Origin of the sequence: Janibacter sp. YB324, from assembly GCF_014217915.1 — a bacterium.
Classification (GTDB): Bacteria; Actinomycetota; Actinomycetes; order Actinomycetales; family Dermatophilaceae; genus Janibacter; species Janibacter indicus.
The window spans coordinates 2,052,969-2,066,895 of the sequence record NZ_CP060120.1; the positions used below are offsets into that span (position 1 = coordinate 2,052,969).

Below are 13,927 nucleotides of genomic sequence, written 5' to 3' on the forward strand. Positions count from 1 at the left end.
GACGCCTACCGTCAGCCCGTGATCGTCTCCGCCGTCGCTGGCCTGCTCACCGGCCTCACCCTCATCGTCGCCATCGGCGCGCAAAATGCCTTCGTGCTGCGCCAAGGGATCCGGCGTGAGCACCTGGCCCCCGTCGTGCTCATCTGCATCGCCGCCGACACCCTGCTCATCATGCTCGGCACGGCGGGTGTGGGCGCACTCGTCAGCGACCACCCGACCGCGGTGCGCGTCGTCACCTGGCTCGGCGCGGCCTACCTCGTGGGTTACGGCCTGCTCGCCCTGCGCCGGGCCGCGTCGCCGGAGGGCCTCGAGGCCACCGCTCTTGCCGGCCGCGGGTCGGTCATCGCGAGCACGCTCGCCATCACCTTCCTCAACCCGCACGTCTACCTCGACACCGTGCTCATGCTCGGGTCGATCGCCAACGGGCACGGCGAGCAGCGGTGGGCCTTCGCGACGGGGGCGGCGCTCGGCAGCATCGTGTGGTTCACCGGCCTCGGCCTCGGGGCCCGGGCGCTCGCCGGCCCGCTGGGCCGCCCGGGGACGTGGCGCGTCCTCGACGGCCTCATCGGCCTGACGATGATCGGGCTGGCGGTCCTGCTCGTCAGCCGTTGACCGCGACGGTCAGCCGGCCGCCGACGTCGTGGCGAAGGGGGTCAGCTCGGCCGCGAGGTCACCGTGCACCCGGGCGACGACGAGCGTGCCCTGGCCCAGGTGCTCCTCGGAGAGGATCTCGGCCTCGTCGTGCAGCCGGCTGACGAGGTCGCCGCGCGAGTAGGGCAGGAGGACCTCGACGTCGATGTCGGGCTTGGGCAGCTCGTCGGCGACGAGCTGGAGCAGCTCCTCGACCCCGGCGCCGGTGCGCGCCGACACGGCGATCGAGTGGCGCTCGTGCCGCAGGATCCGGTCGACGACCTCGGGGTCGGCGGCGTCAGCCTTGTTGACGACCACGACCTCCTTGACGTCGGTCGCGTCGACGTCGGCCAGCACCGCGCGCACGGCCGAGATCTGGCCCTCGGGGTCGGGGTGCGAGCCGTCGACGACGTGCAGGAGCAGGTCGGCGTCGGCGACCTCCTCGAGCGTGGAGCGGAAGGCCTCGACGAGCTGGTGCGGCAGCGCCCGGACGAAGCCGACGGTGTCGGTGAGCGTGTACTCGCGCCCGTCGGGCGTTTCGGCGCGACGCACGGTGGTGTCGAGAGTCGCGAAGAGCTGGTTGTCGACGAGGACGCCCGCGTGGGTGAGGCGGTTGAGCAGGGTCGACTTGCCGGCGTTGGTGTAGCCGGCGATGGCCACGGCCGGCACCTCGTGGTGCGCGCGGGCCGCGCGACGGGTGTCGCGGTGGGTCTTCATGCCGGCGAGCTCGCGCTTGAGCTTGGCGATGCGGGAGTTGATCCGGCGGCGGTCGAGCTCGATCTTGGTCTCACCCGGACCACGCGAGCCCATGCCCTGACCGCCGGCGGCCTGACCACCGGCCTGCCGGGACATCGACTCGCCCCAGCCACGCAGGCGCGGCAGGAGGTACTGCAGCTGGGCCAACTCGACCTGCGCCTTGCCCTCACGGGACTTGGCGTGCTGGGCGAAGATGTCGAGGATCAGGGCGGTGCGGTCGATGACCTTGACCTTGACGACGTCCTCGAGGGCACGCCGCTGGCTCGGTGCCAGCTCGGTGTCGCAGACCACGGTGTCGGCGCCCTCGGCGACGACGATCTCCTTGAGCTCCTGGGCCTTGCCCGAGCCGAGATAGGTGCTGGGGTCAGGGGTCTGGCGCCGCTGCAGGACACCGGCGAGCACCTCGGAGCCGGCCGTCTCGGCCAGGGCCGCCAGCTCACGCAGGGAGTTCTCCGCGTCGGCAACGGTCCCGTCGCTCCAGACCGCCGCGAGGACGACGCGCTCCAGACGCAGCTGCCGGTACTCGACCTCGGTGATGTCCTCGAGCTCGGTCGACAGGCCCTGCACACGGCGCAGGGCGGAGCGCTCCTCGCGGTCGAACTGGTCGCCGTCGTAGTCGATGTCGCCAGCCGGCTCGAGGAAGCCGTCGCGGTCGGCCAGCGCCTGGGCGCGGCGGGAGAGCACCCGGTCGATGATCGGGCTGGGGGTGGTGTCGTCGTCGGCGTCGTCGTGGGCGCTGTGCAGTGGTTCGGTCATGTTCTCCTCAGGATCTCACCCTGCAACGCCGCAGGGCCAACCATTAGTCCCGGCCGTCCCCCATGACGGCATTGAAGGCCTGCCCGAAGGCGCCCGCGACGAGGATCTCGATGCCCTCCTCTCCCTGATGGGTGACGACGCTGGTCGACCCGTCGGCAGCGCGGTGGTAGGCGTGTGGTGTCACCGGCCCGGGCTGGGACTCCAAGGCACCAGAACCCGTAGACCTGCCCGTCAGCGGCCTCGAGGTAGCCGGCGTCGATCGTCGTCTCGACCCCTCGTGAGGCGAGATGCTGTCGAGCGAGCGCCATGAGCCGGTCGGCCGCGCCCTGCTCCAGCGTCGGCAGGACGGAGTCGTGGCCCCCGGGCGGCGGTGGTGACGGCCGACGGCGACGGCTGAAGATCCCCATACCCGCATCGTGCCACCGGTACCGCGTCGCCCGGGGCGAGAGCGTAGGGTCTCCAGCCGTGTCCGACTCCCCCGCCACCGTCCCCGAGCACGAGCACCTCGACCGCGGGCTCAACCCCCGCCACGTGCAGTTCATCGCGCTCGGCACCGCCATCGGCACCGGCCTATTCTACGGCTCCTCCGAGACGATCCAGGCCGCCGGCCCGGCCGTCCTCGTTGCCTACGCCGTGGCCGGCTTCATGGTCTACATCGTCATGCGCGCCCTCGGTGAGATGGCGGTCCGCCATCCCGTGGCCGGGTCCTTCGCGCAGTACGCCGGCTCCTTCCTCGGCCCCTACGCCGGCTTCATCGTCGGCTGGGTCTTCTGGCTCGAGCTCGCGGTCGTCGCGATCGCCGACATGACCGCCGTCGCGACCTACATGGGGCTGTGGTTCCCCGGCGTCCCCGGCTGGGTGTGGATGGCCGCGGCGATCGCCCTCATCGGCGCCCTCAACCTCATGGCGGTGCGGGTCTTCGGGGAGTTGGAGTTCTGGTTCTCCCTCATCAAGGTGACGGCGATCATCGCCCTCGTCGTCGGTGGACTGGCGCTCATCCTCTGGGGGCGCGAGGTCGGCGGCACGACACCGGACGTCGCCCACCTGTGGAGCCACGACGGCTTCGCCCCCTTCGGCCTGTGGGGCATCATCATGAGCTTCAGCGTCGTCGTCTTCTCCTTCGGCGGCATCGAGACGCTCGGGATGACGGCCGGCGAGGCCGACGACCCCGAGCACTCCATCGCACGCGCGGTCAACACCGTGCCCTTCCGCATCCTGCTCTTCTACGTGGCGGCGCTCGCGGTGATCATGTCGATCATCCCGTGGGACGAGGTCACCGGCGAGTCCTCCCCCTTCGTCGAGGTCTTCGCCGCGCTCCAGGTCCCCGCGGCGCAGCACGTGATGAACTTCGTCGTCCTCACCGCTGCCCTGTCGGCGATGAACGCGATCTTCTACGCCTGCTCACGCACGATGTACGGCCTCGCCGAGCAGGGTCACGCGCCGCGCTCCTTCCTCCACCTGTCGCCGCGGGCGCACATCCCGATCTACCCGGTGCTGTGCATGTTCGGTGCGGGTGCGGTGGGCCTCGTGCTCTTCCTCGTCATCGAGGACCGGCTCTTCTTCTTCGTCGCCGCGATCGCGTCCTTCGCGACGGTCTTCACCTGGCTGATGATCCTGCTCGCGCACTGGCGGATGCGGGCCGGCATGGCCCGCGCGGGCGTGGCACCCACCGGCTTCGCGATGCCCTTCTTCCCGATCCTCAACGTCATCGCGATGGCCTTCATGGTCGGCGTCATCGTGCTGCTGGCGACGACCGAGTCCGGCCGCGACGCCTTCTTCGTCGGTGCCGGCGCCCTCGTGCTCATCACGATCGCATGGTTCACCCTCGTGCGGGACGAAGGGAGGGCCCCGATCGTCCTCGAGGACGCGGCTCACCTCTCCGGTGACAGCTCCCGGGTGTAGAGCACGCCGCCGCGGGCATCGCGCAGGGTGACGGTCAGCGTGCCGTCGTCGGCGATGTCGGCGTGGCCGAAGAACTGGTTGCCCCCGCGCGGCGACTGGTTGGGGTAGTCGGCACTCTTGACGAAGTCGACCCGCGGGCCGAAGGTCGCGTCCATCTCGTTGGGCCCGAAGGTGCCGGCGTTGATCGGACCGGCGACGAACTCCCAGAAGGGCCGGAAGTCGGTGAAGGCCGCTCGCTCCGGGCTGTAGTGGTGGGCCGCGCAGTAGTGCACGTCGGCGGTGATCCACACGACGCCGGGCACGTCCTTGATCTCGCGCAGCAGCCACGCCAGCTCGATCTCCTTGCCGAGCGGGGCACCCGGGTCCCGATTGGCCAGCGACTCCTGGGCGTCGCCGTCCGGGACGACGATCCCGATCGGCAGGTCGGCCGAGATGACCTTCCAGGTGGCCTTCGACGCCTTGAGCTCGGCCGCCAGCCAGCGCACCTGCTCGTCGCCGATGAGCGAGGTCCGATGCCCTTCGAGCCCAGCGGTGTTGGGGTCCTTGTAGGTGCGCATGTCGAGGCAGAAGACGTCGAGGTGCCTGCCCCGGGAGACCTTGCGGTGGATGCGCTGCCCGTCCCGACGGTCCTGGCCGTTGCTGATCGGCTGCCACTCCCACCACGCCTGCTTGGCCCAGCGGGCGAGGACGTCGACACGCTGCTCACGGTCGTAGGCGGGGTCGGTGAGGATCTCGCCGGGGTACCAGTTGTTGGTCGTCTCGTGGTCGTCCCACTGGGCCAGCACCGGCACGTCCGCGGACATCGCCCGTAGGTTGTCGTCGAGGTGGTTGTAGCGGTGCCGCCCACGGAACTCCGCGAGGCTCTGCGCCCGCTCCTCCACCTCGGGGATGACGAGGTTGCGCCAGACCTGCCCGTCGGGCTCGGTGACGCGGGCCTCGATCGGCCCGTCGGCGTAGATGGTGTCACCGCAGTGCACGAAGAAGTCGGGACGGGTCTCGTGCATCGTCCGGTAGGCCGTGTACCCGCCGAGTTCGGGGTTGATCCCCCACCCCTGACCCGCCGTGTCCCCGGTCCACACGAAGGACTGGCCGGACCGGCCACGCGGTGCCGTCGTGAAGGTCAGGTCCGCGGCCTGCCCCCTTCGCCCCTCCTCGTCCTCGAAGGCGACCTCGATCTCGTGCCGCCGCCCCGGGGCGAGTTGCCGCAGGTCGATCCTGCCCGGGCCCAGATCACCGCCGAGTTGGTCGTGACGTCGCCCGAGGCGACGCCGGAGGGCAGCAGGGGCCGGCTGCGGTGCACCTGGAAGGGGGCGGCGACGGCCGACGGCTGGAGGGCCGCCGCACCGGCAGCGGCGACGGTGGTGGACAGGACGACGCGACGGGAGATCTTGTGCATGGGTCGAGGCTCCCGCGCCCGGGTGGCGACGACGTGGGCACCAGGTGGCCGGCACGTGACCGGCAGGTCAGCCCTTGGCCAGAACCCGGATGTCGGTCGCCTCGGTGCGCTCGGCGTCGGCCCGCTCGTCCTCGGTCAGCTGCTGGCTCTCGATCTCGGCCCGCACGCGGCGCAGGTAGTGGTCGATCTCGGAGGTCGTGCGTTCCTCGTCCCAGCCGAGCTCGGCCGCGAGGATCCGCGCGGCCGGCTCGGCGGCCTCGACGCCGCGGTCGGGTGTCTCGATGGAGATGCGCATCCGGCGGGTGAGCAGGTCGTTGAGGTGGAGCGTCGCCTCGTGGCGGGCCGCGTAGACGACCTCGACCCGCAGGTACTCCTCGGCACCGGCGAGTGGCTCTGCGAGAGAACGGTCCTCGTCGATCATGGCGAAGAGGTCGACGGCCATCGAGCCGTAGCGGTCGAGCAGGTGGGTCACCCGCCAGACCGGCAGGTCGTGCCGTCGGCTCAGGGTGTCGAGCTGGTTGACGAGCGCCTGGTACCCCTCGGCGCCGACGAGCGGGATGTGGGCGGTGACGCTCTCGGGGACGCCGGGCGAGAGGTCCTCGCGGGCGGCGTCGACGGCGTCGGCGGCCATGACCCGGTAGGTCGTGTACTTGCCGCCGGCGATCGAGATCAGCCCCGGCTGGGGGCGAGCCACCGCGTGCTCTCGGCTCAGCTGCGAGGACTCCTCCGACTCTCCGGCGAGCAGGGGGCGCAGCCCGGCGTAGACGCCCTGGATGTCGTCGCGGGTGAGCGGGGTGAGGAGCACGCCGTTGATCTGCTCGAGGATGTAGTCGATGTCCGCCGAGGTGGCGGCGGGGTGGGCCCGGGAGAGGTTCCAGTCGGTGTCGGTCGTGCCGATGATCCAGTGGGTGCCCCAGGGGATGCAGAAGAGCACCGACTTCTCGGTGCGCAGGATCAGGCCGGTCTCGGAGTTGACCCGGTCGCGGGCGACGACGATGTGCACGCCCTTGCTCGCCCGCACGTGGAAGCGTCCTCGCCCACCGGCCATGGTCTGGATGTCGTCGGTCCACACGCCGGTGCAGTTGATGACCACCGAGGCGTTGACCTCGACCTCGTCGCCGGTCTCGACGTCGAGCACCCGGGCGCCCACGACGCGCTCACCGGCGTGGAGCAGGCCGGTGACCTTGGCGGAGTTGAGCACGGTGGCGCCGTAGGAGGCGGCGGTGCGCACGACGGTGAGGGTATGGCGGGCGTCGTCGCACTGGGCGTCGTGGTAGAGCAGGCCGCCGTGGTGCGCGGAGGGCTTGAGCCCGGGCGCGATCCGGCGCACTCCCCCCTTCGTCATCTGCTTGGTGCGCGGGACGGACCGGCCGCCGCCCATCGTGTCGTAGAGGGTCAGGCCGGCGGTGACGTAGGGCCGCTCCCAGACCGGGTGCGACAGCGGGTAGAGGAAGCTCACCGGCTTGACCAGGTGCGGGGCGATGCGGGTGAGCATGAGCTCACGCTCCTGGAGGGCCTCGCGCACGAGCGCGAAGTTGAGCTGCTCGAGATAGCGGACCCCGCCGTGGAAGAGCTTGGAGGACCGGGAGGAGGTGCCGGAGGCGAAGTCGCGCTGCTCGACGAGGGCGACCTTGAGGCCACGGGTGGCCGCGTCGAGCGCGACGCCCGCGCCGGTCACTCCCCCACCGACGACGAGGACGTCGAGGTCCTCCTCGGCGATGCGACGCCAGGCCGCGTCGCGCTGCTGGTGATCGAGCGGTGTGGGATTCGGCATGGCACAACGGTAGTCGGCAACCTGCCCGCCGAGGAACCCGACCTGACAGGATGCCAACATGAGTGCACCGACCACGTACGTGCTGTCCATCGACCAAGGGACGACGAGCACCCGGGCCATGGTCTTCGGCCGCGACGGGGCAGTCATCGCTACCGATCAGATCGAGCACGAGCAGATGTTCCCGCGGGCCGGCTGGGTCGAGCACGACGCCCTGGAGATCTGGGGCAACACCCGCCGCGTCATCGGCGGCGCCCTCGGCAAGGCCAACCTCAACAGCGGCCACATCGACGCGGTGGGCATCACCAACCAGCGCGAGACGACCGTCGTGTGGGAGAAGGCGACCGGGCAGCCGATCCACAACGCCATCGTCTGGCAGGACACGCGGACCCAGGCGCTGGTCGACGAGCTCGCGTCCGATGGCGGGCTCGACCGCTTCAAGGAGGTCTGCGGGCTGCCGCTCGCCACGTACTTCGCCGGGCCCAAGATCGCCTGGATCCTCGACCACGTCGAGGGAGCCCGGGAGCGCGCCGAGGCCGGCGAGCTGCTCGCCGGCACGATGGACACCTGGGTGCTGTGGAACCTCACCGGTGGCGGGGAGAACGACGGCGTCCACGTCACCGACGTCACCAATGCCTCGCGCACGATGCTCATGGACCTGCGCACCCTGCAGTGGGACGAGGCCACGTGCGAGGCCATCGGGGTGCCGGTGCAGGTGCTGCCCGAGATCCGCTCGTCCTCGGAGGTCTACGGCGAGTGCAAGCCGGGCGTCCTCAACGGCACGCCGATCGCGGGGATCCTCGGCGACCAGCAGTCGGCCACCTTCGGTCAGGCGTGCCTGACGCCGGGCACCGCCAAGAACACCTACGGCACCGGCAACTTCATGCTGCTCAACACCGGCACCGAGATCGTCTCCAGCGACAACGGCCTGCTGACGACGGTCTGCTACCAGCTGGGCGAGCAGGACGCGGTCTACGCCCTGGAGGGGTCGATCGCCGTGACCGGGTCGCTGATCCAGTGGCTGCGCGACAACCTCGGCTTCATCAAGGAGGCGCCCGAGGTCGAAGCGCTCGCCTGCAGCGTCGAGGACAACGGCGGGGTGTACTTCGTGCCGGCCTTCTCCGGGCTCTTCGCCCCGCACTGGCGGCCCGACGCACGCGGCGCGATCCTCGGGCTGACCCGCTACGCCACCAAGGCCCACATCGCCCGTGCGGCGCTGGAGTCGACGGCCTACCAGACACGTGACGTGCTCGACGCGATGCAGGCCGACGCCGAGCGGGCCGGCGGGCGGCTGACCGAGCTCAAGGTCGACGGGGGGATGGTCGCCAACGACACGCTCATGCAGTTCCAGGCGGACATGCTCGGCGTCGACGTCGTGCGGCCGCAGATCGCCGAGACCACGGCCCTGGGTGCCGCCTACGCCGCCGGCCTGGCCGTCGGCTACTGGGAGTCGACGGACGAGATCGTCGACAACTGGTCCGAGGGGAAGCGATGGTCGCCGTCGATGGACGAGGACGAGGTCGAGCGGCTGCACCGCAACTGGACCAAGGCCATCTCCAAGACCCTCGACTGGGTGGACGAGGACGTCGAATGATCAGGCGGCGAAGAGCTCACCGAGGCGCACCTCGAGGGGCGACCACAGCACGTCCGGGTGCGACACCTCCATCGGACCTGCAGGCACCGGACCCGTAGACACCTGCCCGATCGCCCCACGGCCGTGACCGAGGGGTGGTGGGGCCAGGCTGCGGGACTCGACGCCGGTCGGGGTGCTGAGGACCACCTCGTGGGGCCTCCCCCCGCCCGGATCGAGCCCGCTCGCGAGCACCTCGGCGCTCCAGCCGGGCTGTTCCTTGTCGAGGTTGTGCCGCTGGCAGACGCCCAGACCGTTGGCCGCTGAGGTCTCGCCGCCCCGGGCGAAGGCCTCGACGTGGTCCACCTGGCGCGCGGGTGCATCGCACCACGGCACCCGGCAGCCTTGGTCGCGCAGCTCGACGAAGCGCCTCAGCCCGCCGTGGAAGAGCCGACGCGTGGAGTCCATGGCGACGAGCTCGTGCCCACCGGGCGAGGTCCACAGGCGACGCAGCCACACCCCGGACGACGCGGCGTCGTCTGCGTCGGCGCCGTCGAGCAGACGCAGGACCATCTCGCGCGCCGTCTCCGGGGGCATCGCCCCGAAGCCCGGCACCTCGACCTGCTCGCCGCCGGCCGGGGCGACGCTGGTCTGGGCGACGCTGGCCGGGGCGACGCTGGCCGGGCCGTCGCTGGCCGGGGCGACACCGGGCAGGAGGGCCGCCTCGCTCATGACGAGCGCGACCTCGACCGGCTGTGGCTGCCCCTCGGCCCGACCGGAGAGCAGCTCGAGAGCCGTGTCGGCGAGCCAGGCACCCTCGCCACGCTCATCGGCTGCCCGCTCCGCATCGACCCGCGCGTCTCCGGTGGCAACATGGCGGCCCCGCTCGGCAGACCGCAGGGCCGCGTAGGCGCCGACGACCTCGGCGACCGGACCGAGCACGCTCAGCCAGGCCATGCCGTCGGGCGCGGGGCGCACGCCGACCCGGCGTGATGCCGCGGCCCGCCGGCGGCGCTCGACCAGTGCCGCCTGGTCGAGGTCGGCGCAGACCCGGTGGGCCGCCCGAGACAGGCCCTGGTCACCGAGTGTCGTCAGGCACCCGGACAGCCGACGATCGGCCTCGAGCCGGTCGGCCGCCGCCAGGCATGCGGTCTCGCGGACGACGATCGTCGCCCGCCACTCGCTGATCTGCCCCGCCGTCAGGGCCGCCATCGTGCACGGCAGCTCGTGGACGAGCGCCCGTGCCACGCCCACGTGCCGATCGGCCTGCCCGGGTGAGACCCGCCGGGCCAGCGCCACCTCGGACCGAGCGGCCCGCCGCTGCAGCGACGCCTGCCGGTCGGACAGCTCCTCACGGGCGACTGCGGCAGACACCAGCCCGTCGCGCTGCTCGACGAAGCGCTCGGTGGCCCGCGCCTGCAGGGCCGACGCCGCGCCCTTGGTCGACTCGAGGAGGGCGACGACCTCGAGGAGCTCGGCCTCGCCGAGGCCGTCGACCGATGCCGCCCCCAGGGCCGCCAGCGACGCCGCCAGTGCGTCGGGCAAGCGCGCCTCACTGCTGGCGTCGCACTCGCCACTGCCCCGCACCGTCGTCTCGGTCATCGCGCCTCCCCTCGCTCCCATCATTATAGAACACCTGTTCGATAGATTCACGAGGGCGGGCCAAGAAATGTCCCGGTGCAACCGCCCCCGCCGAAGCACCCCCTTCGACAGCATCAGCCTGTCACCCACCACCGACAGCGCACCTAGGGTTGTCCCGTGACCGACCACTACTTCACCGACTCCCCTGCCGCGACCGATGCCGAGCGACGCCCGCTGGATGTCACGCTCGCCGGCCGAGAGGTCACGGTGGAGACCGCAGGTGGCACCTTCTCCCCCACCGGTCTCGACAAGGCGACGGCGATCCTGCTCGACACGGTGCCCCAACCCCCTTCTGCCGCAGACCTGCTCGACATCGGCTGCGGCTGGGGCCCGATCGCCCTCACCCTCGCGCTCCGGGCCCCCGAGGCCACGGTCTGGGCCGTCGACGTCACGGAGCGGGCGCTCGACCTCACCCGCCGCAATGCGGCCGCCCTCGGGCTGACCAACGTGCGGACCGCCCGTCCGGACGAGGTGCCGGCGAATCTCCCCTTCGCCGCCATCTGGTCCAACCCGCCGATCCGCATCGGCAAGCCCGCCGTCCACGAGCTGCTGCGCACCTGGCTCCCCCGCCTCGCGCCGGGAGCCGACGCTCACCTCGTCATCGGCAAGAACCTCGGCGCCGACGGCTACCAGCGCTGGATCAGCACCGACCTCGGTCTGCCGACCGAGCGCGTCGGGTCGAGCAAGGGCTTCAGGGTCCTGCGGACCAGCCGGCCCGCGGCGGGTTGACCAGGTCGCCCTCCCAGGTGAGGTCGCTCCCCTCCTCGACCTCGAAGGCCTCGAACCGGCCGTCGGCGAGCACCGCGTCGACGAGTGCCCGGGAGCCGGCCACGATCGTGCTGTCCCAGTCGATCTCGCTGGCGACCACCCAGGCGTGGTCCGCAGGCCAGACGAGCTGCGGGAGCGGCCCGTCGAAGACCGACGTCCACCCGATGCCCGCCCGGTGCGGCCACGTCTCGTCGGCCAGCTCGTCGCAGTCGGTCGCCAACAGCACGTACTCGCGACCGGGAAGCACCAGGAGCGGGCCGCGTCGCACCGCCGCAGCGACGTCGGGCGCGACCGAGGTCCGCTGCTCCTCGAGATGCAGCCGCATCCGTGCGTCGGCCTCCGCCTCGGCGTCCGTCTCCTTGCCACCGTCGTCCTCGCCCGCATAGACCACGGTCGAGCCCGTCAGCTCGCCCCACCCCGCCCAGATGCCCACGACGAGCTGCTCGGGCGAGCGCGTGGCCTCCCGCAGGTGCCTGGTCAGCCCGGCGAGCAGATCGACGTCCAGGGCCCCGTCGCGCGACTGCCCGACCCGCCAGCCGTCGGCGAAGTCGACCCCCTGGTGGAGGTCCGCCAGCCGGTTCCACTGGACGAGCGGGTGCATCGTCAGCCCCTGTCGGGCCGCCACGCGCGACCACCGCCAGCGCCCCTCCTCCAGCACCGGGTGCATGCCCCACCGGTCGGCGACCGTGAGGTCCTCACGGTGCACCGGCACCGGGTGCAGGATGCGCGCGTAGGCCTCGAAGCCCGCGCCCGCAGTCCCACCGACCCGGCCCCAGCCACCGATCCGCTCACGCAGCCAGTCGCCGCAGGACACCTCCGTGATCAGCTCCATCCGGGGAGCCTACGGCGAGCGTCAGCGCTGCTGCCCCACCGTCACTCGTCCTCGTCGACGACCATCGCCGACCCGCCACCGGCACGCGTCGGCTCGGCCGCGGCCTCGAGGTCGTCGAGCCCGTGGACCCGGATCCCCGTGGCATTGCCGATCCGGTCGACCTTCTTGGTCGTGTGGCCAAGCGAACGCAGGTAGTCACCGACGTCGCCGTCCGCGAGCGCCGGCTCGAGCTCGGTCGCCGAGCCGTTGCGCGAGGAGACCCGTGGCGCGGCGAGCGCGTCGCCGATGGCCAGGTCGCGGTCGACGACCCCGCCGACGAGCTGGGCGACGGTCGTGATGATCGTCGCGCCGCCCGGGCTACCGGCGGTCATCCACGGCGTGCCGTCCTCGAGGACGATGGTCGGGGCCATCGACGAGCGCGGCCGCTTGCCCGGGCCGGGCAGGTTGGGGTCGGGGACCCCGTCGGTCACCGGCGTGAAGTTGAAGTCGGTCAGCTCGTTGTTGAGCAGGAAGCCGTAGCCCGGGACGACCATGCCGCTGCCGCCGTACTGCTCGATCGTCAGCGTGTAGGTCACGGTGTTGCCGTCCTTGTCGACCGCGGTCAGCGAGGTCGTGTGCTGGTCCTCGGACCCGACGGCGGTGGTCTCGGTCGAGGCCTGGCAGTCGTCGTAGGAGCCGTCCGGCTGCCCGAAGGGGACGGGGCGGGTCATCGCCGAGTCCTCACCGAAGAGGCACGAGCGCTCGTCGGCGAAATCCTGCGAGAGCAGCTCCTGCGTCGGCACGTCGGGCACGTCGCCCACCCAGCGGTTGCGGTCGGCGAAGGCCGTGGCGGAGGCCTCGGCGAACCAGTGCGCCCACTCCCCCTCGCTGAGGTCCTGCGTGCGCTTGCCGGTGCGCTCCTCGTAGGACTCGAGCAGGTTGAGGATCTCGCCGACGGCGATGCCACCCGAGCTCGGCGCTGCCATGCCGTAGATGTCGAGGCCACGGTGCTCGCTGTGGGTGGGCGCCTTGACCTTGGCCTCGTAGGCGCGCATGTCCGAGCGGGTCATCTGCCCCGAGGGGACGGTGACCCCGGGCGCCGTGCGGGGGTTGCGCGCGGTGTCGACGACCGCCTCTCCCATGGCACCGCGCTGCATGGCCGCTGACCCATGGGTGCGCAGCTGTCGGTAGGCCTTGGCCAGGTCGGGGTTGCGCAGGACGGCACCGACCTTGATCGGCTCACCGCCGGGCAGGTAGATCTTCGCCGTGTCGGGGAACATCGCGAAACGCTCGGCGTTGTCGGCGGTCGCGTCATGGAAGGTCTGGTCGACGACGAAGCCCTTGCGTGCGGTCTCCTCGGCCGGCTTGAGCAGCTTGTTGAGCGACATCGTCCCGTAGCGCTCGGCAGCCATCTCCCAGGTCGCGGGCGTGCCCGGGACACCTACGGAGAGACCGGAGTTGACCACCGTGTCGAAGTCCATCGCCTTGCCGTCGGCACCGACGAAGACCTTGTCGTGAAAGCTCGCCGGAGCGGTCTCCCGGCCGTCGATGGTCTCGACCTTGCCGGTGTCGGCGTCGTAGTGGACGAAGAAGCCGCCGCCCCCGATACCGGAGCTGTAGGGCTCGACGACGCCGACGGCGGCGGCCATCGCGACAGCCGCGTCGGCGGCATTGCCGCCTCGCTCGAGCACGTCGATGCCGATCTGGCTGACGATGGGGTCGACGGACGCGACGGCCCCGCCGGCGCCGCGCATCACGGGGACCTTGGGCAGATCGTGTCCGACGGGTGGCGGCCCGGGGTCGGCGGTTGCGGCGCCCCCGGTGGCGGCGGTCAGGGCCAGGGCCCCGGCCGCGAGAGTGCTGATCAAGGTCGGTGTGGCGCGTCCCATGCATCCACGCTAGGTGTGATCGGCCTCACGCGCAGCG

At 71.6% G+C, this 13,927-nt stretch carries 12 protein-coding genes; 4 read left to right on the forward strand and 8 right to left on the reverse strand.

The window, feature by feature from the left end; genetic code table 11:
- Positions 1–18: 18 nt before the first annotated feature.
- A complete protein-coding gene (locus H7A72_RS09950; RefSeq protein ID WP_223277600.1) occupies positions 19–612 on the forward strand; it encodes a LysE/ArgO family amino acid transporter in 594 nt (197 codons plus the stop codon).
- Between the two features lie 9 nt (positions 613–621).
- Here the strand turns inward: H7A72_RS09950 and hflX are convergent, their stop codons facing one another.
- Both hflX and H7A72_RS09960 read right to left on the reverse strand, forming a co-directional pair.
- Positions 622–2,142 carry a GTPase HflX gene (hflX, locus tag H7A72_RS09955; protein WP_084451292.1) on the reverse strand — a complete coding sequence of 507 codons (1,521 nt, stop codon included), beginning with the start codon at positions 2,140–2,142 and terminating at the stop codon, positions 622–624.
- Between the two features lie 43 nt (positions 2,143–2,185).
- Entirely contained in the window at positions 2,186–2,326 is a 141-nt protein-coding gene (locus H7A72_RS09960) for a hypothetical protein (RefSeq protein WP_164513591.1), read from the reverse strand.
- A 281-nt stretch (positions 2,327–2,607) separates the two neighbouring features.
- Here H7A72_RS09960 and H7A72_RS09965 point away from each other — a divergent pair, with 281 nt between their 5' ends.
- Positions 2,608–4,044 (forward strand): amino acid permease, encoded by a 1,437-nt coding sequence (locus H7A72_RS09965; protein ID WP_223277601.1) that lies wholly within the window; start codon positions 2,608–2,610, stop codon positions 4,042–4,044.
- Here H7A72_RS09965 and H7A72_RS09970 read toward each other — a convergent pair.
- The 3 genes from H7A72_RS09970 to H7A72_RS09975 all read right to left on the reverse strand — a co-directional run bounded on the left by H7A72_RS09970 (position 4,014) and on the right by H7A72_RS09975 (position 7,214).
- Positions 4,014–5,123: an alkaline phosphatase gene (locus H7A72_RS09970; RefSeq protein WP_370543530.1), complete on the reverse strand. Its 1,110-nt coding sequence runs from the start codon at positions 5,121–5,123 to the stop codon at positions 4,014–4,016. The genes H7A72_RS09965 and H7A72_RS09970 overlap by 31 nt on opposite strands.
- A 41-nt stretch (positions 5,124–5,164) precedes the next feature.
- A complete protein-coding gene (locus H7A72_RS17180; RefSeq protein ID WP_370543531.1) occupies positions 5,165–5,440 on the reverse strand; it encodes a hypothetical protein in 276 nt (91 codons plus the stop codon).
- 67 nt (positions 5,441–5,507) lie between these two features.
- Positions 5,508–7,214: a glycerol-3-phosphate dehydrogenase/oxidase gene (locus tag H7A72_RS09975; RefSeq protein WP_084451294.1), complete on the reverse strand. Its 1,707-nt coding sequence runs from the start codon at positions 7,212–7,214 to the stop codon at positions 5,508–5,510.
- 58 nt (positions 7,215–7,272) lie between these two features.
- On the opposite strand from H7A72_RS09975, the gene glpK reads away from it, so the two are divergent.
- A complete protein-coding gene (gene glpK / locus H7A72_RS09980) occupies positions 7,273–8,805 on the forward strand; it encodes a glycerol kinase GlpK (RefSeq protein WP_084451295.1) in 1,533 nt (510 codons plus the stop codon).
- On the opposite strand, the gene H7A72_RS09985 is transcribed toward glpK, so the two are convergent.
- Positions 8,806–10,383, reverse strand: coding sequence for a DUF222 domain-containing protein (locus H7A72_RS09985; protein WP_185220433.1), 1,578 nt, complete (start codon positions 10,381–10,383; stop codon positions 8,806–8,808). It lies immediately after the preceding gene.
- Between the two features lie 156 nt (positions 10,384–10,539).
- Between H7A72_RS09985 and H7A72_RS09990 the strand changes: the two genes are divergently transcribed.
- The gene (locus H7A72_RS09990) at positions 10,540–11,151 is read left to right on the forward strand and encodes a class I SAM-dependent methyltransferase (protein ID WP_072624956.1); all 612 of its coding nucleotides are present in this window, start codon (positions 10,540–10,542) and stop codon (positions 11,149–11,151) included.
- On the opposite strand, the gene H7A72_RS09995 is transcribed toward H7A72_RS09990, so the two are convergent.
- Entirely contained in the window at positions 11,114–12,022 is a 909-nt protein-coding gene (locus H7A72_RS09995; RefSeq protein ID WP_185220434.1) for a hypothetical protein, read from the reverse strand. The two genes, H7A72_RS09990 and H7A72_RS09995, sit on opposite strands and share 38 nt — an antisense overlap.
- A 41-nt stretch (positions 12,023–12,063) precedes the next feature.
- Positions 12,064–13,890 (reverse strand): gamma-glutamyltransferase, encoded by a 1,827-nt coding sequence (gene ggt / locus H7A72_RS10000; RefSeq protein WP_185220435.1) that lies wholly within the window; start codon positions 13,888–13,890, stop codon positions 12,064–12,066.
- Positions 13,891–13,927: the final 37 nt, after the last annotated feature.